This is a genomic window from Shewanella frigidimarina, from assembly GCF_003797125.1.
Classification (GTDB): domain Bacteria; phylum Pseudomonadota; class Gammaproteobacteria; order Enterobacterales; family Shewanellaceae; genus Shewanella; species Shewanella frigidimarina.
This window is the reverse complement of record NZ_RKKE01000003.1, coordinates 578347-604399: the sequence shown is the minus strand read 5'-3', so window position 1 is coordinate 604399 and position 26053 is coordinate 578347. Positions and strand designations below refer to the sequence as shown.

Annotated in this window: 22 protein-coding genes and 1 pseudogene; 22 read left to right on the top strand and 1 reads right to left on the bottom strand. The window is 39.1% G+C overall.

Annotation, left to right across the window (positions count from 1 at the left end):
* The first annotated feature begins 14 nt into the window (after nt 1-14).
* From EGC86_RS12120 to EGC86_RS12015, 22 genes and pseudogenes are all read left to right on the top strand, one after another.
* The gene (locus EGC86_RS12120; protein WP_011637820.1) at nt 15-803 is read left to right on the top strand and encodes a type VI secretion system accessory protein TagJ; all 789 of its coding nucleotides are present in this window, start codon (nt 15-17) and stop codon (nt 801-803) included.
* A 5-nt stretch (nt 804-808) separates the two neighbouring features.
* Entirely contained in the window at nt 809-1300 is a 492-nt protein-coding gene (gene tssE, locus EGC86_RS12115; RefSeq protein ID WP_425376029.1) for a type VI secretion system baseplate subunit TssE, read from the top strand.
* A complete protein-coding gene (gene tssF / locus EGC86_RS12110; protein ID WP_123777730.1) occupies nt 1297-3126 on the top strand; it encodes a type VI secretion system baseplate subunit TssF in 1830 nt (609 codons plus the stop codon). Before tssE ends, tssF begins: the two co-directional genes overlap by 4 nt.
* Nucleotides 3123-4130, top strand: coding sequence for a type VI secretion system baseplate subunit TssG (gene tssG / locus EGC86_RS12105; protein WP_123777729.1), 1008 nt, complete (start codon nt 3123-3125; stop codon nt 4128-4130). The genes tssF and tssG overlap by 4 nt, the downstream gene beginning before the upstream one ends.
* A gap of 19 nt (nt 4131-4149) precedes the next feature.
* Nucleotides 4150-6756, top strand: coding sequence for a type VI secretion system ATPase TssH (gene tssH, locus EGC86_RS12100; RefSeq protein WP_123777728.1), 2607 nt, complete (start codon nt 4150-4152; stop codon nt 6754-6756).
* A gap of 369 nt (nt 6757-7125) precedes the next feature.
* Complete coding sequence (locus tag EGC86_RS12095) at nt 7126-7605, top strand: Hcp family type VI secretion system effector (protein ID WP_011637815.1); 480 nt, start codon at nt 7126-7128, stop codon at nt 7603-7605.
* Nucleotides 7606-7675: 70 nt separating this feature from the next.
* Complete coding sequence (locus tag EGC86_RS12090) at nt 7676-9532, top strand: type VI secretion system Vgr family protein (protein ID WP_011637814.1); 1857 nt, start codon at nt 7676-7678, stop codon at nt 9530-9532.
* A 2-nt stretch (nt 9533-9534) separates the two neighbouring features.
* Nucleotides 9535-9888: a hypothetical protein gene (locus tag EGC86_RS12085; protein ID WP_123777727.1), complete on the top strand. Its 354-nt coding sequence runs from the start codon at nt 9535-9537 to the stop codon at nt 9886-9888.
* A gap of 42 nt (nt 9889-9930) precedes the next feature.
* Entirely contained in the window at nt 9931-10221 is a 291-nt protein-coding gene (locus EGC86_RS12080; RefSeq protein ID WP_123777726.1) for a PAAR domain-containing protein, read from the top strand.
* A gap of 21 nt (nt 10222-10242) precedes the next feature.
* The gene (locus EGC86_RS12075) at nt 10243-11343 is read left to right on the top strand and encodes a hypothetical protein (protein ID WP_123777725.1); all 1101 of its coding nucleotides are present in this window, start codon (nt 10243-10245) and stop codon (nt 11341-11343) included.
* The gene (locus tag EGC86_RS12070; protein ID WP_123777724.1) at nt 11340-12284 is read left to right on the top strand and encodes a hypothetical protein; all 945 of its coding nucleotides are present in this window, start codon (nt 11340-11342) and stop codon (nt 12282-12284) included. Before EGC86_RS12075 ends, EGC86_RS12070 begins: the two co-directional genes overlap by 4 nt.
* Before the next feature lie 6 nt (nt 12285-12290).
* Nucleotides 12291-16817 (top strand): RHS repeat-associated core domain-containing protein, encoded by a 4527-nt coding sequence (locus EGC86_RS12065; RefSeq protein WP_123777723.1) that lies wholly within the window; start codon nt 12291-12293, stop codon nt 16815-16817.
* Nucleotides 16804-17046 carry a hypothetical protein gene (locus EGC86_RS12060; protein WP_123777722.1) on the top strand — a complete coding sequence of 81 codons (243 nt, stop codon included), beginning with the start codon at nt 16804-16806 and terminating at the stop codon, nt 17044-17046. The genes EGC86_RS12065 and EGC86_RS12060 overlap by 14 nt, the downstream gene beginning before the upstream one ends.
* Before the next feature lie 22 nt (nt 17047-17068).
* Entirely contained in the window at nt 17069-17665 is a 597-nt protein-coding gene (locus tag EGC86_RS12055; protein ID WP_123777721.1) for a hypothetical protein, read from the top strand.
* Between the two features lie 153 nt (nt 17666-17818).
* Nucleotides 17819-18709 carry an N-acetylmuramidase domain-containing protein gene (locus EGC86_RS12050; protein ID WP_123777720.1) on the top strand — a complete coding sequence of 297 codons (891 nt, stop codon included), beginning with the start codon at nt 17819-17821 and terminating at the stop codon, nt 18707-18709.
* Nucleotides 18696-19133 (top strand): hypothetical protein, encoded by a 438-nt coding sequence (locus EGC86_RS12045; RefSeq protein ID WP_123777719.1) that lies wholly within the window; start codon nt 18696-18698, stop codon nt 19131-19133. The genes EGC86_RS12050 and EGC86_RS12045 overlap by 14 nt, the downstream gene beginning before the upstream one ends.
* Nucleotides 19134-19640: 507 nt before the next feature.
* On the top strand, nt 19641-20084 hold the full coding sequence (locus EGC86_RS12040) for a DUF4179 domain-containing protein (protein WP_123777718.1): 444 nt from the start codon (nt 19641-19643) through the stop codon (nt 20082-20084).
* Between the two features lie 51 nt (nt 20085-20135).
* Complete coding sequence (locus tag EGC86_RS12035) at nt 20136-20909, top strand: ChaN family lipoprotein (protein ID WP_123777717.1); 774 nt, start codon at nt 20136-20138, stop codon at nt 20907-20909.
* Nucleotides 20903-21481, top strand: coding sequence for an SEL1-like repeat protein (locus tag EGC86_RS12030; protein WP_123777716.1), 579 nt, complete (start codon nt 20903-20905; stop codon nt 21479-21481). Before EGC86_RS12035 ends, EGC86_RS12030 begins: the two co-directional genes overlap by 7 nt.
* 91 nt (nt 21482-21572) lie before the next feature.
* Complete coding sequence (locus EGC86_RS12025) at nt 21573-22166, top strand: hypothetical protein (RefSeq protein WP_245423146.1); 594 nt, start codon at nt 21573-21575, stop codon at nt 22164-22166.
* 355 nt (nt 22167-22521) lie between these two features.
* The gene (locus EGC86_RS12020) at nt 22522-23550 is read left to right on the top strand and encodes a hypothetical protein (RefSeq protein WP_123777715.1); all 1029 of its coding nucleotides are present in this window, start codon (nt 22522-22524) and stop codon (nt 23548-23550) included.
* A gap of 351 nt (nt 23551-23901) precedes the next feature.
* Nucleotides 23902-24117, top strand: a pseudogene (locus EGC86_RS12015) (DUF6795 domain-containing protein); the annotation flags it as partial.
* Between the two features lie 435 nt (nt 24118-24552).
* Here EGC86_RS12015 and EGC86_RS12010 read toward each other — a convergent pair.
* Nucleotides 24553-25839, bottom strand: a complete 1287-nt coding sequence (locus EGC86_RS12010) for a citrate synthase (RefSeq protein WP_059746779.1) — start codon at nt 25837-25839, stop codon at nt 24553-24555.
* Between the last annotated feature and the right edge of the window lie 214 nt (nt 25840-26053).

Genomic DNA, 26053 nt, shown 5'->3' with positions numbered 1-26053 from the left:
GATAAAGGTATCAAATGAAACAAATTCAACAAATGCTGCAGAGCGGCCAACTACAAGATGCAATTCAGTTAGTTGAGACACAATTAAAAGACGACCCGATGAATATTGACTTAAAAGGTCAACATGTTGAGTTGTTGTGTATTAATGGTGAACTTGAGCGTGCAGACAAACAATTAAACTTTTTAGTGCAAAAGCATCCCGACTTTTTAATTGGCGCAGCAAATTTACGTCAGCTGATCCGTGCTGAACAAGCCCGACAAGATTTTATGGCGGGCAAAGCTGTACCACAACTTTTTGCTGAGTCTGATGCGCACGTTGAAGCATTAATGAAATTACGTTTAGCAATGGTTGATGCTCAAGATGATGTGACTCAGTGTGCAAACAGCCTTGAAACTCTGCGTCCGGAAATAAACTTAGTATTAAATGATATCACTCATCAAGAAATTCGTGATTTAGATGACACTTTAGGTGGTTTCATCGAAATTTTTGGTACTGACGGCAATTTTTATTTAGCGCAGTTATCTGAAATTGATTATATCAATTTTAAACCTGTAACTTCATTACTGGAAATGGTTTGGCGCCGGGTTGATCTTGCCATTAAAAATGGACCAAGTGGTGAAGCGCATATTCCAATGATTTATGGTGGCAGTGAAACTGATGCGCAAAAACTGGGACGAGAAACCGATTGGCATGAAATCGCGACTAATGTTGTTGCTGGCAAGGGCTTAAAGATGTGGTTTGTCGATGATAATGCTATCGCATTAAATCAAATAACTAAAGTTACGACTCCAGTGTTGCAGTAGGCCCTGTGTTGAGCAAAAACCAACAACCGATAATGTCGTCAATTCTAGATAGATTGATAGATGATGCGCCAAATGAGCAAGATGTCAAAGACAGCCATCGTGGCCTTAATTTACGTCAGTTAAGGTCTAATGTTCGTCGCGATTTAGAAAATCTACTCAATGCTAAATTGCAATGGCAAACGTGGCCGGATCATTTAACTGAGCTTGATAATTCTTTGATGAATTATGGTTTACGTGACTTTTCTTCTATGCCAGTCGCGAGCTTAGATGGGCGTCAACTTTTATGTAAACAAGTTGCCGATACCATAAAACGATTCGAACCGAGATTTTTAGAAGTGATGGTTGAAACAGTTGATAATGAACAACCATTAGATCGGGTTTTAAGATTAAAAATTAATGCATTGTTGTATGCAGAACCTGAGCCTGAATATATTACGTTTGACTCGGAAGTTGAGCCTGTCCACTTGGCGATGATAGTTAATGAGGGAATTCTGTGAATCAGGAATTATTGGAATATTACAATCGTGAGCTGGCTTTCATTCGTCATATGGGAGCGGAATTTGCTGAGCAATATCCTAAAGTGGCCGGGCGTTTACGCTTAAGTGATGAACATGTTGAAGATCCTCATGTTTCACGATTAATTGAAGCATTCTCTTTGCTAACAGCACAAATTAGGCAAAAACTTGACGATAGTTTTCCTGAATTAACCGAGGCGTTATTAGGCCAGTTATATCCCGATTACCAAGCGCCAATACCGTCTATGTCAGTTATCAAAGTCACCACTGAAAACTTGTCGACTACTGGCGTGTTATTACCCAGAGCAACTCAGGTAGACACTCAGGTAGAGGGGATGAAAACGTGCCATTTTCAAACATCATATGACATGAAATTATGGCCCATTGAAGTGCAAAAAGCCCAGTTTCAAAATGCACCGTTTAATGCCCCAGAACCACAATGGCCAGGACGTGCTAAAGCGATTATTAAGCTTGATATCGCCTGTGAATTTGACGAAATTAGCATGCCGAGCCTTGGGGTTGATAAATTACGCTTTTTCTTGAATGGCCAAGATCATCAAACGTTTCAGCTTTATCAATTGTTATTTGAACACAGCCTAGGTTTTGCTTTAGTGAATGAGCAGCAAACTGTGTGTAAGTTTTTAACCAAAAGGCATTTAAAAGCGGTTGGCTTTGAAGATGAACAACAAGTCATACCTTACAGCCAACGTACTAGTTCTGGTTATCGATTATTATTAGAAAATTTTATTTTTCCAGAAAAATTCTTGTTTTTTGACATTGATGATTTAGACGGCAGCTGGCAAGGGATCGACAATAAGTTTTCTCTTTATATATATTTAAAGGAAGGCTCTCAGGATTTAGAGAAGCAAGTTAGTGCCAATCATTTTCTGTTAGGTTGTACGCCAGTGATTAATTTGTTTGAACAAAAATTAGAACCGGTGAGTATTGATGCGTCTCAGTATGAATATAAATTGGCTGCCCGTTATTCTGACTCTGAAGTGACTGAAATCATCAGCATTGAAGATGTTATTGCTTATGATCCTAAGGACAACAAGGTAGAAGTTACCCCATTTTATGGTGAATCGCATCCGCAATATTTAGGTCATAATAATTTGTTTTGGCATGTTAGACGTGAGTCTGCTAGTTGGTCTGGTGGGTATGCTGAATTAGGCACTGAATCATTTTTATCTCTAGTCGATCATAACTTTAAAGGATTTAAGTCCGAAGACGACTATGGCGCTTGGATATTAAGTATTACCGCTCAATGCAGCAACCGTAATTTACCGGCGCATCTCCCGTTTGGTACTAATGAGCCAAAAATGTTCGTACCTGAACGTGCCGACATTATTAAGCACGTAAAATGTTTGCTTGCGCCCACGTTACCGGTACGTGCGTCGCTGAGCGATGCTTCGCGCTGGCAGCTAGTGACTCATTTATCTATTGATAGTTTTAGTGGTAAAGATGCACTGTCTAACTTAAAAGAAACCCTTAAATTATACGATTTTAAGTGTTCACCAGAAAATAAAAACTTAATAGAGAATATCCATTCTGTTCAAGTGAGCCCCGATACAGCCAGAGTTAACCAGCATGGCAGGATTAGCTTTTGCAGTGGGAGTCATATTGAAATTACCTTTATTAAAGACCATTATTCTGGCAGCGGCGTGTTTTTCTTTTGCACTATTTTAGACCACTTCTTTGCACAATTTGCTGCAATCAATAGTTTTACTCGCTTGAGCATGCGCTTTAAAGATCATAATTCGATAGCTTATACCTGGCCAGCACGAGCTGGACAAAGGCCGCTGCTATGACCCAGCAAGTAATGAATAATCAGTTGCAGGCGATAATCGATACGCCATCAGAACATGACTTTTACCAAGCCGTTTATCAGTTTCAACAACAATTATCTCAAGGGCGAGAGCAAGGTTATAAGGTGGGTTATGACGCCATTCCCAGCCAAGAGTTGTTACGTTTTAAGTCTGATCAACATCTTGGTTTTCCAGGACAAGCAATCAGCAAAGTAGCGCCTACATCGACAAGTCAAACTGATAAAGTTGCCGCCGATTTGCATATATCATTTATGGGATTAACCGGACCCAGTGGTGTTTTGCCTTCACATTATACTGAGTTGCTACTAGAGCGCCTGCGGCTTAAAGATAATGGGATGCGTGACTTTTATGATTTATTTAACCATCGGCTGATCTCACTATTCTATCGTTCATGGGAAAAGTATCGTTTTTCGGCAAATTATCAATCGCCAGAAACAGGCGTTACCGACAGCTTTACCCATGTATTGAGTTTGCTTAGTGGTAACAAATCATTAAATCGCTATTACGCAGGTTTTTGTCACACTAAAACGCCGAGTGCTGAGTCATTACGAAGAATGTTAAATGATTTTACTGGCTGTAATGTACATATTTTATCTTTTCAAGGGCGTTGGCAGTCCTTAGCGAAAACAGAGCAAACCCGAATGGCGAGTAGAAGTATGCCAGAAGGGCAATACGCCCGTTTAGGTGTTGATGCCAGCATAGGCAGCCGGGTATGGGATATTAATTCTAGTGTCAGTATTCATATAAAGCCGAAGGAAGGTGCATCGGTTAACGCTTTTATGCCTGGAACAACCAGTTATCAATCACTTAAAAAACTAGTCTCAAACTATTTAGGCCAGTCAGTGAAATACAAAATATTTCTAGAAATAAAACAACAAGATGCACCTACAGCTCAATTATCAAAGTCCGCAATCGGACTAGGGTTAGGTTGTGGCCTAATGAGCCGTGCAGAGAATGGACAACAAATAAAAAGCTTAATGATTTAATTAATAAAGGACTATGAATATGTCAGCGATGACTTTAAGTAAATTGGTAGGAAAACTTAACCCAGTATGTCGACAATCTTTAGAAACCGCTGCCAGCGTATGCCATAGCCGCAGCCAATTCAGCGTTGAGATTGAGCATTGGTTATTAGCGTTGCTAGAAAATGGTTCAGGTGATTTAGACATCATCATGGCCAGTTTTTCAGTACAAAAAGATCAGCTGATTAGTGATATCCGTCAGGGATTAGAAAAGTTTAAAACAGGCAACAGTGCAGCGCCAAGTTTGTCTCCACATATAGTGAGTTTGCTTCGTCAAACTTGGTTAAATACCAGTATTGAATTCAACGATAGTGAGATAAGAACTGCCTATCTGATTTTTACCTTACTGACTGACGATTCATTAAACTCTTTGGTTTCGCGCTCTGCAAAACAGCTTCTTAAAATAGATCCAGCACAGCTAAAACATGCATGGCCTCAGCTTGCTCGTCAATCTACCGAGCATAAAGTGTCAAGTAGCGATATTGAAGAAACTCAGGCGATGCAATCAGCGCCGAGCAAAACGCCAAATCTAGACCAATTTACCCAAAATTTAACCGAGCAAGCTGAACTGGGGAAAATAGATCCCATTCTCGGACGTGATAATGAAATTAGGCAGATGATCGACATTTTAACCCGTCGCCGTCAAAATAATCCTATTTTAACGGGTGAAGCCGGTGTCGGTAAAACCGCTGTTGTCGAAGGTTTAGCGCTTAAAATTGCCCAAAAAGAAGTTCCAACAGCATTACAAAATGTTCGTATTCATGTACTGGATTTAGCCTTACTACAAGCTGGAGCCGGAGTGAAAGGGGAATTTGAGAACCGCTTAAAAGCTTTAATTAAAGAAGTTAAACAGTCTGTTAAACCTATTATTTTATTTATAGATGAAGCTCACACCATGATTGGCAGCGGCGGACAAGCTGGACAAAATGACGCGGCAAATTTATTAAAACCCGCATTAGCGCGTGGTGAGTTACGTACCATTGCGGCAACAACATGGGCAGAATATAAAAAGTTTTTTGAAAAAGATGCCGCATTAACTCGTCGTTTTCAAGTGGTTAAAATTGAAGAGCCTTCTCCTGAACAAGCTATTGCAATGATGCGGGGCTTGTTACCTGTAATGGAAGGGCACCATAAAATTCTTGTTTCCGATCAAGCTTTATGTGCTGCAGTTAACTTATCTCATCGATATATTACTGGCCGACAACTGCCAGATAAAGCGGTAAGTTTATTAGATACTGCATGCGCTCGTGTTGCTATGAGTCAAGCTTCTACTCCTGGAATGGTTGAATCATTACAACGACAAATTCAGCAACTAGACACACAAATTAGCATTCTAACTCGTGAGCAAAAAACAGGTTCAGATCATAAAAAGTCTATTACAGAGTTAACCAAAAAACATAAATTGCTTTCAAAAGAACTCGCTCCTTTGACAACACAATGGCAGGACGAATTAGTTACCGTTCAAAAAATTGCAGAATTAGTTGGCCAGATTCAAGCATCAGAAACAGATACCGCACCTTTGTTAGTGGAGTTAACGGCGTTTAAGGCAATATTGTCAGCCAATAAACAGCCTATGGTGCATTGGCAAGTTGATGAACAATTGGTTGCTGAAGTCATTTCTGATTGGACTGGCATTCCTGCAGGTAAAATGCAGGATGATGAAATAAAAACAATTTTGAACTTAAAAGACACCATGGCCAAGCGCGTTATCGGCCAAGATCATGCCTTAGATTTAATCGCCAAAACAGTGCAAACGTCTCGTGCACAGTTGGGTGATGAAAAACGTCCCATTGGTGTATTTTTACTGACAGGCCCTAGCGGCGTAGGTAAAACAGAAACGGCATTAACATTGGCTGAGCAAGTTTATGGTAGCGAAGATAATGTAACTGTCATCAACATGTCTGAATTTAAAGAAGAACATAAAGTGTCATTACTTTTAGGTTCACCTCCAGGTTATGTTGGTTATGGTGAAGGTGGAGTGCTGACTGAAGCCGTTCGCCGTAAACCTTATAGTGTTATTTTGCTGGATGAAATGGAAAAGGCACATCCAGGTGTTCAAGATATTTTTTATCAAGTTTTTGATAAAGGCACCATTAAAGATGGTGAGGGGCGTGATATAGATTTCAAAAATACTATTATCATTATGACCTCAAATGCTGGTACAGAAACCACGATGGGCTTATTTGAAGATGAACAAATTGCGCCATCAATTAAAGGTTTACGCAAAGCACTTCAAGATGATTTATTGAGTTATTTCAAACCGGCTTTTTTAGGCCGTTTAAATGTAATCCCTTATATTCCGTTGACCCAACTAATGCTCAATGAAATCACTAAATTGCAATTACAGCGAGTTGCTAATCGTTTAGCTGAGCATTATCAAGCTAAGTTCACTTACAGTGATGATGTGGTGAGCCAAATTGTGTCTATGTGTCAGGATGCTGGTTCAGGTGCTCGCAATGTGCATAATATTTTACAAAATACTATGTTGCCTGACCTTTCGATCAAAATCTTACACAATATGGCTAACAATAAGAAAACAACCAATGTAAAAGTAAATGTAGTAAACGATGAGTTTATTTATAAAATCTAAATGGACATAAAAATAACGTGACATTAATAAATAATTAGTAAGTATTATATTGTATATTTATAACATCATATTTGAGGGGTATATAATAAAGTATATACCCTTTGTAATGTTATGTAGTTATTATTAATGTATAAATTATTAGTCTTGGTTGTATTTTTTTATTTATATAAACGATTAGTTGATTATCAAAAAACCTTTGATATAATCCGTTGGCTTAATTATGAGGACTCACTATATTTAAATGGATAATGCAGTTAAGTATTATTTGTTGGTAAGTGCATTTTTAATAAATTGAAATATTAAGTTTGATTATTGAACTTATAAAACTGTCCATTAATGGATGACATCCACGCAAAAGGAGCATTAATAATGCAAGCGAATACATATTTAGATTATGAAGGGATTAAAGGCGAAACCACTGCTGAAGAATTCAAAGACCTGATTACTGTGTTATCAGTCGATTGGAATATTAGCCGTGAGATCACTTCTTTCACTGGTACTGCAAAAGACCGTGAAGCAAGCTCAACTCGTTTAGGTGACGTGACCATTACTAAATTACAAGATAATTCTTCTACTGACTTGTTCAAGGAAGCGACTATCGGTAAAGGTAAAAAAGCGGTTTTCCACATCACTAAGCAAGGTGACAAAATCGAAGAAATCATGCAAATCGAATTAACTGATGCAATGATCTCTAGCTACAGTGTTTCAGTTCATGGTGACCGTCCTGTAGAGACAATCACTATCAGCTACACTGAAATGATGATGGCTGTTACGCCAACTGATGATAAAAACAACATTACTGCAGCGCTACGTTATGGCTACAGCGGTGTTAAAGGTCAACAAATGTAAGCTGTTTGTGATCTTATATCTTGGGGAACTTGTTCCCCAAGATCTTTACTCTTAAAGACTGAGGCAAGGAATGCTTAAGGCCACTCAAAAAAATAATATCATCAGTATCACAACGCCATTAGGTAAGGATACTCTGTACCTAACGCATTTTACTGCCACAGAAGCCATCTCTCAGCTTTTTTCAATCAGCGTCTCCATGTTCACGGTTGGCACCCAGATTAGTCTCGACAGTTTAGTGGGTAAAAATGTTTGTATTACTTTACGTAATGCCGAAAGTAATGGTGCAGTTCGATACTTTCATGGGGTGGTAAGTCATCTTGAGTCTGCTGGAATGCGGACCGCAGCGTCAGACGATGCACAGAATTATATAGATTATCAAGCCGTTATAGTGCCTCAGATGGCATTGATGAAAAAACGCAGTAATTGTCGAATTTTTCAAAATAAGTCAGTCATTGATATTGTTAAAGACTTGTTTGGTCAACATAAAGTTGAATTTCAAAATAAAACCACCAACACCTACCCTAAATATGAATACTGTGTGCAGTATTTAGAATCAGATGTCGATTTTGTTTGTCGTTTATTACAGCAAGAGGGAATTTTCTTCTTCTTCGAGCATAGTGTTAGTGCTCATACCCTAGTACTTGCTGATGATATAAACGCCTACAAACCTTGTGCAGAAGAGAAGGTTCGTTGTTTCTCAGGTCATTTAGCCGAGTCGCACGTGTCTCATTGGCAAGGCGGCATGAGCATGGTGAGTGGCGGTTTTATTCAAAAAGGTTATGACTACGAACAACCTAAATTATACCCATCAGGTAATCATACTAACGCAAATCTTCCTGAACAAAGTGCACTTGAGGTGTACGATTATTTGGGCGAGTCTGAGTTCAACAAGCGTGCTCAACCGTTTGCCAATAATCAACTTGAAGCCCTGCAAAAAGACATGAATAAATGCAGCGGCCAAGGCGATTGTCGTAGTTTTATGGTGGGTAAGTTTTTTACTTTCAAAGATCATGAAAACGCGAGTTATAAAGGTAAGAGCTTTGTTATAAGCTCACTGAGAACGTCGGCTACTCAGCCTAATCAGTCAGGCACAAGCCAATCAATGTCTGGCAGTGTTTATCAAAACGATTTTGAATGTGTTCCTAAAAGTACTCCTTATCGCTCACAGCTTCATTTACGTAAACCATTAATTAATGGGGTACAAACAGCGGTAGTGACTGGTGAACCTGGTGATGAACAACATATTGATAAATTTGGCCGTGTAAAAGTACAGTTTCATTGGGATCGTGAAGGCGAGTTCAATAGTAAAAGTTCATGTTGGATCCGTGTCGCACAAAGCTGGGCTGGCAACAAGTGGGGTGCATTCTTCTTCCCTCGCGTAGGCCAGGAGGTGTTAGTTGAGTTTATCAATGGTGACCCTGATCAACCGATTATCAGCGGTGCGGTGTATAACGCAGACTTAATGCCTCCTTATGCATTACCGGCTAAAAAGACTCAGTCTGGCATTAAAACCCATAGTACTAAGGACGGTGGTGCCGACAATTTCAATGAGTTACGTTTTGATGATGAAAAAGGCAAAGAGTTATTATTCCTCCAAGCAGAAAAAGATCATCTATTGAATGTAAAACATGATCAAAAAGACACCATAGGCAACGACCGTTTCACTGACATCGTTAATAACGATAACGTTAAAATTGGTAATAATCGACTAGAAGACATAGCCAATAATGACAGTTTAAAAGTCGGTAAAGTGCTTAATATTGAAGCGGGTAATGAAATTGTCATTAAAACCGGCAGCGCATCAATCAAAATGAGCAGCGACGGTTCGATTTCTATCGAAGGCACCAACATTACTATTAAAGGGACAAACGTTAAGGTTAATGGTACCAGTATTGCCTTAAAAGCTGCTCAAATTAAGTTGAACTAGCCATGTCATTATCTCGTTATCCTGGAGTCGGCTTAGCTGGGCCATTTTGTCGAGGCCATGAAATTGTCTGTCAATTTGGCTATCGACATTTAATCTGCAAACCGGTCGATAAGCCACATGACCCACTCCTTAATACACCCAATATGACGTTTTGGGTCAGTGCTACATTTGGAGAGCAGTTTTTGGTTAATAGGCATAGTTGGAAGAACTCTTCTGAACTGTTAAACCAAGTTTACTGTTATCTACATAATGACACTTACGCAGCCGTTCAACAAACTGAAGCAGCAATGATATGCACTCTTGCGATGTCGTTTGAACAGCGTGCTTTGCTGGTCATCCCGTTAGACAGCCAGTAAGCCACCGGTATTAATGCGCTACAACAAATAAAGGAATATTTGATGGGAATGCCAGCAGCAACCATTTCGTGTATGCACCTTTGTCCGAAAATGAATCCCGGTCCTGTTCCACATGTTGGTGGTCTCATTGTGATGGGCTCAGGTAATGTCCTTATTGGTTCGTTACCTGCAGCGCGCAAAGGTGACAAGTTAATTTGTGTCGGCCCGCCTGATACCATTAATGCGGGATCGAGTTCGGTACTGATTAACGGAAAACCAGCCGCCAGAATGGGTGATGGTACCGCACATGGTGGAAAAATTATTGTGGGTAATCCAACAGTAATGATCGGTTAGTATAAACAAGGATTGTGGTAAATGAATTTGATTGATAGTTTTAATCTTCTGTTGGCACAACGACATGTCATGTTGTCGTCGTTTCAGTGTATGCCAAAAAATATTGAAGATAATACTCAATCGCTAATGGTCATTTTAAAGATGATCCAGCAAAAAAAAGATGCTGAATGGCCATTACTTAATGCCAACACCTGTGATGAAATTGTCGATGCATTTGAAACAGATGTGTTTTATTGCCCAACAGACAAAATGGTGATCTTATCTTTACTATTGCAACTGCACTATAAGGCTCAGCCAGTTAAGCAATCAGGTATCGTTCAAGCTTTGTTTGCCAGTACGATTATAGATGTGGGCCACTATAGCCCTGCATTTGCATTAATGGCCAGCCAACTTAATCTTGATAAAGTTAATTTTACAGCCAGCAACAAAACGCCTGAACAAATCCAGCAATACATCTTATTCTGCATCTATCGAGGTAAACGTTTAAAGCGTGCCGACGGAATTGACTCCCTCAACATTTCTCGGTCATCACTGACGTCTTTGTATATTGAAATGTTGATGGTCAACATTAACGAACCGTTAAAACTCTATGGGGTATTTTGTCAATTAGACTATTGCCATAGTGCGCTTTTTGAAGTGTTTATTACTTCGTTAGACGAAGCAATATTGAGCCAAATATTTAATTTAATGAGTGAAAATGCAGATTTAACCCTAAGAGTCATTGAGTTAATGGGTTATTCGGGTTTTAGTAAATTCGTGCCTTTTTTAGCTCGAGCAATGCAGCAACCTAGTCAAACATTAATGGCTTTTCGAGCACTTCGAACTATTTTAGGGCCAGAGCTGGATCAAGCGGTGCCTTATCAATGGCAGTTTGAAGAAGATGAAGTCGAACGTTGTGAATACCTACAATTTTATAGTGCCAAATTATTACATCGGTGGATGTTATTGGCGCTTAAAATGCCAGATGTCAGATTGATTGATGGTGTTGAAGTTAATGGTACCAGTATTGATAAGATCATTAGTCATTCAAGCCCCGTGCACCAGCGTATTGCCTTTTTACATAAGCTTCGGCTGAATAATGTGGTTAGTTGCAGCCCACAACGTGTGAAAGTGGCCTTATGATAATGCATGCAGAGGCCATTAATATGGTCGTAGGGTCATACGAAAACCTACAGCAGTTAATTAACTTACCTTTATCCGAAGGGGTCGATTTCAGCTATCAATTATCCGATGGTCAGCATGTGGCAGCCGTCATGGCGCACGAGCTTGCTACAGACACTCAATTAAACCGCCTAATTGATATGTTGCATAAATTACCTATTCAAAATGAAACTCAATGGCAACCTTACTCTCACCAAGCGATTTTTTGGATTTTACCTCACTTAGAAAAACAACAACTTGTTGATTGGGTCACTCGTTTACATGCACTTTTTCCGCATTGTTTTGTGCATCCCAATAGCCGTTTTTTTCCTATGGGCAGTGCTGGTATTTTTTCTGCTTTGAGTGCATTAAAGGCAATGCCTGTCGACAATCAAAGTGCAATATTTATTGCCGTAGACAGTTTGTTCTTTGACCTCGTTGATTTTAATCATGACCAAGAGCTGATTACTCAACAACAAGACACAGGACGTTGTCCTGCCGAAGCGGTCATCATGGCCAGTATTAATGTTGCAAACGATGGCTTGGAAATGGTGGATTTATTTCAAGATTCATGTAGCGCGGTGCAACAAACCCAAACAATAAAAGCTTTGTTTAATCGTGCTTGTCAGATTGAAGACTTGGATGTATTCGCTCAACTGTATTTACCCGGCAACCATGCCGCTATAACGGATAACTGGCTTAATGCTTACGAACAATTAGCCAGCAGAATCGATCAAGATACACAAATTTCCCAGTCTAGTTATTTTACAGGTGATATCGGTTGTGTGGCGGGGTTATTTAATTTGCTACACATCTATAACCGTTACCAACAACAAAATGCTACTGGAACAAGCTTACAACTGGAAGTATCTCAACAACTTCACCTTGGTTTGGCAATGTACTCATGGATAGAGAAGGCATAAACGAACATGACGGTCAGTAATTTCAATTTTAAAGGTCATAACCGTTATATCGTTATCGTGCCTGCCAGTGCGTCAACGCCAGCTGGATTCCAGTTATTAACGTTTGAGCAAAACAATAATGTTAGTGAGATAATTAATGAAATCTCGCCTCATTTAGTCCGTGATCGTAATGCATTAATTTATGCGCGCAGTCTTGTGATGAATGCGGGTGTAAATGCTAGCTTAAATCCAAGAGATATTACCCGTAAACTGAGTGACATTATTGAGCGCAATTTACTCAGAGTGTATGGTGAAACACCCAAACAACAAATTCAGCATTCAACTGAAACGGGCACTCTAGGCGCGAGTTCAACCAATACCAAAGCACCCAAAACCAATAAGGGCAAACAAACTTCTGCGTCAGTTCAATCCGGGACTGTGGCGAATCATTCCCCGACGGAAGTGGCTATTGATCAGCAAGAGTGCCGCAGCGATCCCGTATCGATGTTAAGTGGCGAAGAAATTTTACCGTTAGTCGATTTTGAGCTTAATGGCTTAATGCCGCTAACGTGGTGTCGTTTGTATCGTTCGAGCAAAATTCTTAGCAATGTTGGTATGGGTTACGGCTGGCGACATAACTTTTGTGTGCAGCTGGATCATCAATATCAAGCGCCAGCGAAAGTTGGGCCTAAAAAACCCGGGAAATATTGGTTTGAATTAACCGACGATGAAGGCCGAGTGCATGTGTTCGACTCTGTTAAACGAGGGCAAACCAGTATCCAACTTTCAACCGGTTGGTCGTTAGTCCATCAAACCGATGGCCGCCATGTGTTAATAAAGCCAGATGACAGCCATTGGGCATTTATACAAAAAAACGTTGCGGGTAAACAGGTTTGGCAACTTGAAACGATCAGCAATCATCAAGGCCAATACTTTCAGCTGTATTATGATCATCAAGGCCGCTTAACTCAAATAACAACAGGCCCTAAACGTGGCGTATTGTTATTTTACAATGCACAAAGCAATTTGTTAAAAGTCGCTTCGTACATGTTAGATAACGAAGGCAACAAACAAATTCATCAGAATTTGTTGGCTAGCTATCAATACGATGATGATCAAGCCCTTATTGCCGCCACAGACAGCAACGGACGAGTAGAGCGCTACAGTTATGTAAAAGTGAAGTCGGCGACAAATGCCTCTGATCGCGATGCCCCATACAACAGCAGAACCTCGACCTATTTATTACAACGCAGAACCCGGGCATCAGGCTTTAGTCATCACTTTTCGTGGGACGGGCACGATCAGCGCGCTAAATGTATCGAACAATGGGGTGATGATGATATTTATCATTATCACTTTGAATATACGGCGCTCCCTGACGGTATTAAAAGCCGTAGCACTGACTCTTTAGGGCACAGTGAAACGTTCATTCATAATGCACAAGGGCTTTTGACTGAGCATCATAAGCCTAATGGCAGTGTGATACGCCATCAATACGATGCTGTTGGTCGCAAAGTGGCCACCGTTGATGCGTGTAATAATCAAATTCAATATACCTATAACGAGCAGGGGCAACTACTGGCTGTTACTCAAGCGGACGGTGGTACCACAAGGTTTGAATATAATCGCTTAGGTCAACGAATTGTTACCATCGATGCGATAGGCCGAACGGCTAAAAGACATTACGATGCCACGGGACGATTATTGTCTGAGAGTGGTTTTGATGGCCGTCAAAGTCAATTTCAATACAATGATGCTGGGCAGTTAACTCAGAAAGTCGATGTTAATGGTGTTATTCATCGTTACCATTGGGACCGCGATGGCGAATTGTTGGCAACGCAAGTCGGTGATGCGTTAACCCGTTTTAGCCATGACAGACTGGGGCGAGTTAACGCCACGATTAATCCGCAAGGTTTGGTCACTGAATTTATTCGTGACAACAAAGGCCAAATTGTCGAAAGTAAATCCTATCCACAAGACAAACAAGATCACTCTGAAGAAGCTATTAGTCATTATTATCAATATGATGATGCCGGCCGTATTATTCGCCAGCGTCAACAGGCTGATGTTGCTGGTGAGCAAGAACTCAGTAACGATAGCGAGTACATTGAAAACATTATCGACTATGACGGTTTAGCCCAACCGCGCCAACAAACCTTTGCCGATGGTAGTTGGCTGAAGTTTTTTTACGATAAAGAACGTAACTTAAACCGCATCGAGCGAAGTGACGGTGCTCAGTACCGTATTGAATACACAGCAACAGAGCAACCTAAAACCTTAATTGGTTTTGATGGCCGTGAGCAACATTATCAATATGACGCAAATGACAAATTAGTGGCAGTGAACGACAGTGATATTCGGTTTGTTGAGCTCAAGCGTGATGCCATGGGGCGAATTTGTCAGCAAAGTAGCCATGTAAAACTTGAGCAAAGTAGGGCATCTGCGCTACTTAATACACAGAACTTTTATCAATATAATCCGATAGGGCAAATAACTCGCGCCCATAACCAACACCGTACAGTGCAACAACACCTTGACGCTAAAGGGCGTATAAATTGTGTATTGCAAAGCCAGTGGCAACTTGACTATCAATATGATGATTCAGGCAATCGCAGTGGCTTAACGTTACCTGATGGGCAACAGATTGATTATCAATACAATAAAAACAGTCAATTAAGTGGCATTAGCGTTACAGACAATGGATTTACAGTCAATGGCCCATCGAAGCAGCGCATACCGCTGGCTCATTATCACTATCTGCCATCGGGTTTGTTGCACAAAACAATCCAGGGTAATCAGCTTGAACTCACTCATGCCTATGATGCTCATTCAAGGTTAATTGAGCAGACATGGCAACATGCACAAAAAGAGACTCGATTATTTGAATCAAGACGTTATCAATACGATAAACAGCATCAATTACAACGCTGCGAAAGTAAGCTTGGCAACGATAGCGTTGTGGATGGTCAGTCTTCTGAGCATATTAACCATAAGCCAGAGGTTAAACAGTTTAGCTATAACAAAATCAGCCAGTTAATCAGTATTAGTGATACTGGCGTGTCTGGCGAAAACCCAAATATTGCTGACAACGCATCTAATGCTCGACAGCAATACCAATGGGATGCTTTTGGTAACCCATTACAGGCTATTCGTGCTAGTGATATTCATACCCATACCCATACCCAAGATATAAGTAGTAATCATGTTAGCGCTAATGAGACGGCTAGCAGTCAATCAGCTGAAACAGTAAGGCCCAATAAAAATAATCATGATGTAGTGGTTAACAACGACCGTTTGATGAGTATGGCAGGCATCGATTACCGTTATGACGCCAGTGGCAACCAAATCAGCCAAGTGGGTACTGGCGATAAACAACAGCGTAGCTTTAATGGCTTAAACCAACTGGTGCAAATCAACGTTAATGGCAAGCTAACGCAATACGAATATGATGCCCTAGGCCGTCGCAGTGCAAAAATCACTGAGCTGGGTCGCACCGACTTTATTTGGGACAATCATCAACTGATTGGCGAATACACCTTAGGTGAGTACACCTGGTATATTTATCAACCAGAGACTTTTACACCTGTAGCACTCATTAAAGCAGGGCAAGTATATTATTATCACCTAGACCAACTCGGCACACCGATTTGCTTAACGGATGAAAACACCCAAATTGTCTGGCGCAGCCAACAAGACGTGTTCGGCCAGACAATTGAAAGCACATCTATTAAAAATACAGATATTGAATATACAGATTTTAAAGATGCAGCCAAGCAAGACAAGATAACTAACCCAATCCGTTTTCAAGGGCAATACTTTGATGACGAATCAGGGTTACACTACAACCGCTTTAGGTACTACAGCCCTCAGCAAGCTCGATTTATTCATCAAGACCCAATAGGATTGATAGGCGGCATAAACCATTATCAATATGCGCCGAATCCAGTGAATTGGGTGGATCCGTTTGGGCTGAGTTGTAAAGAAAATGCTTGGAATACGTTCCAAAAAAATACAAAAGGGCACTTTTCTAATCGGACTGACGCAGCACAAAGCTTTAATAAAGTGAAAGATGTGCAAGCTATGGTCAATGGACAGAGACCTGACCCTTCTACGTATTTGCCACAATCTTATATAGATGCTCATTTAGATAAATTTTCTGGTGGAGCTATGTATTTTGCCCCTAAATGGGCATTAGATACATTTGGTAGGGATCCCGTCGGCAGAGATGATGGACAATTTGTTATGACGACTAAGCAAGTTAATTCAATGCTGGTTCGCACTGGAGGGGATATGACTATGATTGAATTAGAACTTGGCATCCCTAAAGGTACATGGCAAGGTCAAGAAATGGTGGTAATTCAAATAGAAGACCCTAAATTAGTTAATTTGAGGTTTCCTACAGGAAACGAAGAGGGAGCGAATGATCTATGGATTGTTGGTGGATATTTACCTACTGGACATGTTGAAGGTGTTACAGATAGTATTCCAAAAGGAAAATATAGGGAACTGAGTATTCAAAAAGCTACAGCAAGGGCAAATAATGATAATAATTAGTGCAAAGAGATATTCATACTTTCTGTTAGAGGATACCGACGGAGCCTGGTATTTAACCTATTTTATAGGAGGTCCTTGCGAAATCGATATCTGCGTTAAATTAACCGCTGAAGAAATTAACAAAATAAAAGAAAATAATGAATATATTTATGATTTGATTGGAAAATTTAAGAAAGATAAATCGTCATTTGAAAATAGAATAGTAATCCCATCAAAAAGACCAAATTAAGATTTAATAACACAGGTTCTTAATGCCAACAGGAAAAGAGGCTGGTGCATATAAAGATGAATGGACACTTGGTAGTAAAACGAAAGGAGGCATTACCATAATAATGATATTAATGAACTTTCCAAACAATTCAGAGATTTTAAAAAATAAAATGATAAATAATAATTTTAAAAAAGCTATAGAAAGTGGAAGTGTGCATGATTTTTTTAGGGGCAAAGGTTCATATTTTATACCAAGCCCTGATTATGATGGACATGTGCATGGTGCTCAAATTGGAGGAGCAGCAAGGGTTTACGCAGAAGAATCAAGAGAAAACTCAAAAGAATTTGATGAGTTTTTTTTAGAGTTTTTAGATGATTTGGAGGTGTCAGAAGACGATCTCAACCATTTACTTGCCAACTTATCTTCGTATTGCGCTCAAAAAAGTAGGGGAGGCTTTACTTATAGTTTTCTTTTTGAAAATCAAAATAGGTCTGAATGTGATTCTGTAAATCGTTATCTCAATAAAGTATCTAAATCATCATTTTTTGGAAATGTTAAGTCACAAATTGCAAGGCATGCTAATTTTATTAATAAAAAGGGATATAAATTCCTCTCGTATATTTTTGAAACTTTATAAAAATATAGGCATGTTCTATGTGGGCTTTTTGACGATGAAAACATCTCTTGGAAATGTAATTATATCGTTAAATTGTCAAAAATCAATTCCCAAAAAATTAAAAAATTACAGATTTTATCTCTTATTTAAATCAATAATGACAAGGATAATACGATGTCATCAATAAAAATAGCTCAAGCTGTCGGGCTGGGTGGAGCTAACAATGGAAACGATGTAAAAGCTGTACAAACGGCATTAAATAAATTACTTAAATTCATTCCTCCTACAAAATCATTAATTGTTGATGGCCGTTTAGGCTCTAGGCCTGAAAGCGCTAAAACTGTTGCAGCGATAAAGCTATTTCAAAGTAAAGTACTCAACATGGTACGTCCAGATGGCAAAATTGACGTAAATGGTCGAACTCATCGAAAGCTAAATGAAAAGATAATAGCTGTCTCAAGCAAAGCTCACTTTAAGTTGCCAGTAGCATCTAGCGAAATTCAAAAAATATCAGATTCTGATTATCTAGATATTGCCAATCAACTTGGTTGTAAAGTTGCTGCTGTTAAAGCTGTTGCGGACGTAGAGTCTTCTGGTGATGCTTTTTTCTCAAACGGAAAGCCAAAAATCTTATTTGAAGCCCATATTTTTGCTCGTTTGACAAATCACAAATATGATCTGAGTAATCCATCTGTATCCAGCAGAACCTGGAATCGAAGCTTATATACCGGTGGCTCCCAAGAGTACGCAAGGCTTGAAATTGCCATGAGTTTAGATACTTCAGAGGCTTTGAAGTCGACTTCATGGGGGCGCTTTCAAATTATGGGCTTTAATTATAGTGAGTCAGATTTTACTAGCGTAGAAGCATTTGTTAAAGCAATGTTCAGCTCAGAAAGAAAACAGCTTGATGCTTTCGTTAGCTTTGTAAAGAATAAAGGCCTAGAAAAGTACCTAATAACGCTAGACTGGGCTTCATTTGCTAAAGGTTATAACGGTTCGCAGTACGAACAGAATAAGTATGATATTAAATTACAGAAGGCATTTGAAAAATATGACAAAAAGTAAACTCTCTAACGCTTTGTGGGTTTTATCCTTATTTTTAGTTGCATCGTGTAGCGCCTCTCAGCGTGATGTGGCAGAGATTATATTTAAATGCCACGCTGATCAGCCCAAATCGATTGATGTTGTTATTAGTAAAATGGATAACTCGTTTAAATTAGAGCAATTTAATATTGAGAGTTCAAAGCTTGCTAATGCAGCGCTAATTAGTGATGTGAGTAAATCGAGCTACCACCGCTCTTTAGTGACAGAGCACAGTATGACTTTCACGTACGGCGATAGTGAAGTCTTAGTGAGTGACTACTACAGCGAAGAACTTAATATGATTACTAAAGAAACATCAGTAACAATACAAAAAATTGGTACAAAAGAATATTGGCTTTGTGATGATTCAAGTTTTAGTCTGTTGGGCTCTATTGAAGATTTCTAGTTAGTTACATAGGTATGGCTGAATTACTTATGTCATTGCAATTAATGGTCTTTTATAGTGATTTTCAATATCCATCTGGTAAAATATTGCCCGATTCGCCTCATAATTAGGTCTGACAGCGGTATGAACCTTGCAGACCGTGGTGGTCCAAATGCCTGGTGTGGCTCTTGTGTTGTTTGGGTGATGAAACAAAATAATATTGAACCTGTAAAAATGCTTTTTAGAGCCAAATCGTGAATTGATTTTGGTAAACCAACAACTCAACCTGTTTACGGTGTTATAGGTATCAAATCAAGACAAGGGGCGGGCATGTTGCTTTTGTAGTAGGGCAAAGCGTTGATGGTCATTATTTGTTTAGGCTCGGAGGTAATCAAAGTAATAGTGTTAAAGTTTCTAAGTATAAAAAGAGGTGTGGGATGCTTTTGTTGTTCCTTCTAACGTTGACTCATCATCTTCTAGTTTACCTGTCTATACTCAAAAGTCATCGATTGCAGGAAGTGAAGCATAATGAAAAAAATCATAGTTCTCCTTTTCTTGTTGGTGGGTGTTATCCATCCATCGCTCGCTCAAAACAAAGCCTCATCAGAATTAAACGGCTTTATACAAGCTATAACAAATGTACATTATCTTGCTAAATTAAAAGTCACTAAAGTGGAAATAACGGTTCAGAATGATGGATTAGAAAAGCAGGTTTTTTTTGCTGAAGTCCTTGATACTTATAAAGGTGAATCTCACAAAAACATAAGCTATGCAATGCTTGTCGAGCAAGGTGAAGATGTCGTTTTTAATTCGACTCCAGTTTATGTCGCGCTGTGTTTAGACAGTGCAGGGGATTACTACTGGCCGGGTACTGGCTCTGAATTCAAACTTTCAACAGTGATCGATGTATGGTTAGCTGAAAATAAAGAAAAGTTGATGGGTATTGTTTCTGCAGCAAATTGGTGTAAGTAGTATTATTTCAAAAATAAGACTGCTAAGTTTTATAAAAATCACGGACAAATAATGAATAAAATTAACACGGATGTAAATTACAAAACGATGGCAGGTAATGCTCGATTAGTTATGCTAGGTGAGTCTAATCACAACACCGCTGGTTATAAATATGAAGCGATTAAAGCGATCAAACAATTAAAAGCAGCTGGCTTTACTCATTTTGCTATAGAGATGTTACCACAATCAATGAAGGAACAAGTGGCATTTTATCAACGTACAGGTAAAGGATTTGAAGTTATTCAGCGTTACTTTAATGATAATTGGGCATGGGGATATTTGGTTCCTCATGCATACGGTGAACTTGTTAAAGCAGCAAGAACTGCAGGTTTGAACATAGTTGCTTTGGACATGACATTAGAGCAAATGGCAAGTCTTGATGCAGCTTGTTCATCTGACAATGCCGAGGCGGGTATTTGTACCGATACTCATACTAAACGCAATAATAGCTGGACAAATAATATTGTGAGTATCATAAAAGAATCAAACCAACATCGTGTGGTGGCTTTCATGCATCGGTGGCATGCTGTTGAAGCTGCATCTTATCAAGAAGGTATTGATACGTTAATCCAAAAGCAAGGGATACATAATGTTGTCTTTGTAGACTTTATTGGGGGTATGTTGTGTCTAACCGAAAAGGATTGCAGAGAAGGCTCTGCTGAAGATACTCCGCTCAAGCAGCAATACTTTTACCGTGAAGGGTTTCCCTATAAGTCAGCTATTAAGTCATTTCAGGTTCATATCCCTGAAAAGCGGGTAAATTCAAATGGTGAGTTGCAATGGTAAAGATAAGTCTGTTTATATTGTTAACGTTAAACTTTATTTTCAACAATGTGTATGCAAATAGTCTGTGGCATGCAATTGATATTAACGATCCAAACTTAACTGTCGAACAGGCCGCGCAACAATGTGCGAAAAGTTCAATGTTTGCACCATACAGCCTCGAGGAGTGGTGTGAAAAGGCTTATTCGATGGGCAGTTGGAGATCACTTCTGTACATTGGATACTACACAGGTGATGGGACTCGTTATGTCAATGAAGCCAAAAAACATGCACTAGCCGATGATGTTGAAGCTATCAAAATATTAGCGTGGATTTATAGTAATGGGTCTTTCGTTGAAAGGGATCTTAGTCAGTCGATTAAGCTTTATAATGATTACTTGAATCATAAAAAAAATAAATCACTGACAAAACATCAATTAGTTACAGTTCACAAAGCTATTTATACCATATACAAAGAATTAAAAGACTGGCAAGAGGCCTTAGAAAGCTTGCAGTTTATTATTGATAATGACGACGAAGATAACATTTTTTTCAAAAATGAAATGTTAGATATTAGCAAAAAATTATCTAAATAAGCTGTGTGATCGGTTATGACTTATTGCCTGAATGTCATAACACCGTTCGCAAGCTTTCATATTCTCCCAATATATTATGAAGGCATTTTAAATGGTAAAACCATTTTTATTATTTTTATCTTTGTGGCTATTTTCGCTAACGCAGCGGGTCCGAGGTGGGATGATATCAATTGATATAGATGATCCCAACCTAACAATTAATCTTGCCGCGGAGCAGTGCCAAAAAAGCTTAATTAATGCTCCTGAAAAGCTGGAGATGTGGTGTGAAAAAGCCATTAATATGGGTTATTGGAGAGGCTTAGTCCCTCTTAGCTTGCACACTGGTAATGGCGTTCGATTAGTTCAGGAAGCAACAAAAAGAGTTAATGCGAAAGATCCTATAGCTTATTCTACACTCGCTTGGGTCTATGAGGGCGGTATGTTTGTAGACCAAGATATTAATTATGCTATTTCACTCCATAAAAAGTTGTTAGCATTGGATGTTGATCTACCTAAATCGTCAGTTACTGCTACCCATGAAGAGTTAGCAACGTTGTATAAAATACAACAGAACTGGCTAGCGGTTAGTGAGCACGCTCAATACGTTTTTAATAATACTACGTTTGAATTTAATAAAGAATATGCAGCTCGATTGATGAAGCTCGCACAAGATAAATTAGCCGAGCAAGGCCATTCTAAACGTTAACAAAAATAAACTTATTGATAGGTGTATATGAAGTTACCATTTTCTATTGTTTTGTTACTTATGTTTTTGTCGTGGCTGTAGTGGCACACTGACCAGCATCAAGAAACAGCGAATAATAACCCTTTATTATTATGCAAAAAACTACCCACCTTTATGACTTATGTTGTCCTTCAATACTTATTCAACACCGCCTCCAATTAAAGCGTTTGCTGCTTAACTGGTGTTATTTCATAGTCTTGGTGATTAGTGGTCTAGTACCAACATTAATCAATAAACGTAGTACAATAATATCTGACGCCTAATTGAGTACAAAAATTAGACAAAATTAACATCATCAACAACGTAAAGGAATACTATGCACGATATATTTGGCGAAATTAGACGCGAATTTTACACTCAAACAATCAAGGAGTGGTTAGGTTGGATTGTGGGTACATTTTTGCTGGTGGTATTGATTAAATGGTTTGCTCAGCAATATGACGTCCCTGAATTTGAATTTCATGTCTGGGTTTCAGCGACTCTTTATCTCTGGTATGTCTCTACCATTAGCTTATTAATCGGTAGCACTTACTTTATCGCCCGTAATGCTCAAACCATGCTAGAGAGACGAGCGACACATCCTCAAAAGCCAGACAGTATTGATTTAACCAATGACTTAGTCAGGGTTAAAAAAATCAAGATTAAAGCCGCTATAATTGCCGTCGTTGCACATCTTATCAATGCTGGTCTTGTTTACTTTGTCACCGGCCACGTGCCTGGCATGACGTCAGAATATCAATTGTATGCTGTGATAGGTGTGTTTGCGATTGCCGCCATTAAACCTGCGATGTTAGCCGTAAACGCTATTCGTATGGAGATTTTTGGCATGATTGAAGAGGCGGATTATCCGCAGAAGTCGGTTGCTGATTTATGGCGAGTAGTGAATGACTTTAACGACTATGAAGAGCGATTAGAAAAAGTATTCGAGCGTATCGATGACGCTAAGCAGGAGTTCAGCCGAGAAAAAGAGATTACTATTGCTGATATTGTTGAAAAATTAACAGTATACAAAGCAGAATTACACTCTGCATTTGATGAAAAAATAACACTTTTCTCATCATCAGACAGTGCAAGAGAAGCGGCTTATGATGCGTTAAAAGAAGCACAGGCACCACTCAGTAAAGAAGTCAGTAAAATATTGGCTGAACTACAAAACTTACAAGGCTTTGTGATTGATTTACGTGATAAAAATATTAAGGGTGAGCAATTGATGTCAGCATTAAAAGAATTTGGCATTGAGTCACTAGCTGATTTAAATGTGAGTTTTCAAAAGTCGGTTGTGACGCATAATCCTCCCTTACGAAGTGTGTTATCGCCAATTGTAGATGAAGAAATACGCAGCTAAACGTCGCTTGGGGGGCAAAATATCAATTTAGTGATTGATGACCCACAGCAATTTACACTAAAGATTGAATAATTTCTTTAGTGTAAAGATTGTTTGAGTGTTAATTCGATAATAAAGCGAATAGTTTTGTGCGAAACACTGCCTAGTTCTTAAAAATAAATAACAAACACATTTATGTGGCTGTTTTAATAGGGAGATAAATCCAAAATGTTTGGATTACTAAAAACATACGACGTGCACATGTGCTCAGAAGTTAAAGGGAAAGTTTTGCTAAACGGGAAATCTGTAGTGGGTGCAAAAATTTCACGGAAATTAAATTATATCCATAAGTTTGTTTAAAATGATGAAACTCAGACAGACGAAAATGGAGACTTCTCTATGCCCGAAGTTAATTTAAGCTCAAAAAAGCCGGGAGATATGTTTGTTCATCATTTTACAGAACAACAAATTGACATTTTTCACGAAGGTAAATCTTATCTTCTCTGGCGATCTAGTATTATAGGTATCGAAGAGTACCCAGAAATGAAAGAAAAGTTAGCAACATTGAATGCTGATTTAACCTCTTAAGAGGTAGATTTTACTTTTCCAAATAAACGTAATTGTAATGTAGAGTTTGATGGAACAAGCATTTTTCGTTGGGAAGCCGATTTTGATGTGTATGAATTAGATGATGATAACGAAGACTTCTTTAACTTCTAAGAATTAAAAACGTAACCCTTAAAGTCATCAGTTTTTCTGATCCAAATTGTAATAACGTCATTAACAAAGACTAATTTGAGTGTAATTACCACCCACTCGAAACTGATTTACTGTATTACGACTTCAATCTGTTAAAAATGGTAAAATTAAATGTTCTATTATAAGTATCACCTCTAACAGATTATCAATCTTCAGTAGGTGTTTAGGCTTGATTTATACACTACGTTGGATAGTAGCTGATGTTTAAATTGAGATAACAAAAAAGCGCCTTTCGGCGCTTTTTTAGTTTGGTTAATCAAAAGATTAACGCTTATCAACGCTCACAAAATCGCGCGCAGACTCGCCAGTGTATAACTGACGTGGACGGCTGATTTTATGGCCTGGCTGATCTAACATTTCTTTCCAATGTGAAATCCAACCAACGGTACGTGACAGTGCAAATAACACTGTGAACATATCGTTAGGGATACCAATGGCTTTCATGATGATACCAGAGTAGAAATCAACGTTCGGGTATAGCTTCTTAGAGATGAAATACTCATCTTCAAGTGCGATACGCTCAAGTTCCATTGCTACGTCTAATAATGGGTCAACCACTTTAAGCTCTTTAAGGACTTCATGACAGGTTTCACGCATCACTTTAGCACGTGGATCGAAGTTCTTATAAACGCGATGGCCAAAGCCCATTAGGCGGAATGGATCGTTTTTGTCTTTCGCTTTCTCGATAAACTCAGGAATGCGGTCAACGCTGCCGATTTCTTCTAACATTTCTAAGCAAGCTTCGTTAGCACCACCATGAGCTGGGCCCCACAACGAAGCAATACCCGCTGCAATACATGCAAATGGGTTAGCGCCTGAAGAACCAGCTAAACGGACAGTAGATGTAGATGCATTTTGCTCATGATCAGCATGCAGTACAAAAATACGATCCATTGCTTTTTCTACAACAGGATTGACTTTGTACTCTTCACACGGAGTAGCAAACATCATCGACAAGAAGTTACCCGCATAACTTAAATCGTTACGTGGATAAACAAAAGGTTGCCCCATTGAGTACTTGTAGCACATCGCTGCGATTGTCGGCATTTTCGACACTAGGCGGTAAGCTGCAATTTCACGATGCTTTGGATTGTTAACATCAAGAGAGTCTTGATAGAAAGCAGATAATGCACCGGTTACACCACATAGCATTGCCATAGGGTGTGCGTCACGGCGGAAACCTCTGAAGAAGAATGCAATTTGCTCATGTACCATAGTGTGTTCTTTCACTGTGGCAACAAATTGTTCGTAATCAACTTTAGACGGTAATTCACCGTAAAGAAGCAAGTAGCATAAATCTAAATAGGTAGATTCAGTTGCAAGCTGGTCAATTGCATATCCACGATGCAACAAGATACCTTGTTCACCATCGATATAGGTAATAGCAGACTCACAAGATGCAGTAGCTAAAAAGCCTGGATCAAAGGTGAAATACCCTTTTTTTCCAAGTGTACTGATGTCGATAACGTCAAAACCTTCAGTACCTTTCTTAATAGGTAGGTCGATTGAATCGTTTCCTGGTAACTCTAATTTGGCTATATTATCAGCCATACCCCGTTCTCCTTACTTCATTCTTCTATATGAGTGCGGCATGTTAAGCGGTCATTACTTTACAGCGGATCGGGATCACAGATCAATTTAAATAAGCGTTTAAATTTGTTAGACCATGGTATATGTTCGCTGAAAACCGCTCTGCGCTTGCATTAGAATAAAAAAATACTAAAAAAACTTATTTTGCATAATGTGAGGTTTGTATTTGACAATT

Excerpts from the sequence above, each read along its gene's own strand:
- EGC86_RS12120 (WP_011637820.1), top strand. The coding sequence starts at position 15 with ATGAAACAAATTCAACAAATGCTGCAGAGCGGCCAACTACAAGATGCA.
- tssG (WP_123777729.1), top strand. The coding sequence starts at position 3,123 with ATGACCCAGCAAGTAATGAATAATCAGTTGCAGGCGATAATCGATACG.
- tssH (WP_123777728.1), top strand. The coding sequence starts at position 4,150 with ATGTCAGCGATGACTTTAAGTAAATTGGTAGGAAAACTTAACCCAGTA.
- EGC86_RS12095 (WP_011637815.1), top strand. The coding sequence starts at position 7,126 with ATGCAAGCGAATACATATTTAGATTATGAAGGGATTAAAGGCGAAACC.
- EGC86_RS12090 (WP_011637814.1), top strand. The coding sequence starts at position 7,676 with ATGCTTAAGGCCACTCAAAAAAATAATATCATCAGTATCACAACGCCA.
- EGC86_RS12085 (WP_123777727.1), top strand. The coding sequence starts at position 9,535 with ATGTCATTATCTCGTTATCCTGGAGTCGGCTTAGCTGGGCCATTTTGT.
- EGC86_RS12080 (WP_123777726.1), top strand. The coding sequence starts at position 9,931 with ATGGGAATGCCAGCAGCAACCATTTCGTGTATGCACCTTTGTCCGAAA.
- EGC86_RS12075 (WP_123777725.1), top strand. The coding sequence starts at position 10,243 with ATGAATTTGATTGATAGTTTTAATCTTCTGTTGGCACAACGACATGTC.
- EGC86_RS12070 (WP_123777724.1), top strand. The coding sequence starts at position 11,340 with ATGATAATGCATGCAGAGGCCATTAATATGGTCGTAGGGTCATACGAA.
- EGC86_RS12065 (WP_123777723.1), top strand. The coding sequence starts at position 12,291 with ATGACGGTCAGTAATTTCAATTTTAAAGGTCATAACCGTTATATCGTT.
- EGC86_RS12060 (WP_123777722.1), top strand. The coding sequence starts at position 16,804 with ATGATAATAATTAGTGCAAAGAGATATTCATACTTTCTGTTAGAGGAT.
- EGC86_RS12055 (WP_123777721.1), top strand. The coding sequence starts at position 17,069 with ATGCCAACAGGAAAAGAGGCTGGTGCATATAAAGATGAATGGACACTT.
- EGC86_RS12050 (WP_123777720.1), top strand. The coding sequence starts at position 17,819 with ATGTCATCAATAAAAATAGCTCAAGCTGTCGGGCTGGGTGGAGCTAAC.
- EGC86_RS12045 (WP_123777719.1), top strand. The coding sequence starts at position 18,696 with ATGACAAAAAGTAAACTCTCTAACGCTTTGTGGGTTTTATCCTTATTT.
- EGC86_RS12040 (WP_123777718.1), top strand. The coding sequence starts at position 19,641 with ATGAAAAAAATCATAGTTCTCCTTTTCTTGTTGGTGGGTGTTATCCAT.
- EGC86_RS12035 (WP_123777717.1), top strand. The coding sequence starts at position 20,136 with ATGAATAAAATTAACACGGATGTAAATTACAAAACGATGGCAGGTAAT.
- EGC86_RS12030 (WP_123777716.1), top strand. The coding sequence starts at position 20,903 with ATGGTAAAGATAAGTCTGTTTATATTGTTAACGTTAAACTTTATTTTC.
- EGC86_RS12025 (WP_245423146.1), top strand. The coding sequence starts at position 21,573 with ATGGTAAAACCATTTTTATTATTTTTATCTTTGTGGCTATTTTCGCTA.
- EGC86_RS12020 (WP_123777715.1), top strand. The coding sequence starts at position 22,522 with ATGCACGATATATTTGGCGAAATTAGACGCGAATTTTACACTCAAACA.
- EGC86_RS12010 (WP_059746779.1), bottom strand. The coding sequence starts at position 25,839 with ATGGCTGATAATATAGCCAAATTAGAGTTACCAGGAAACGATTCAATC.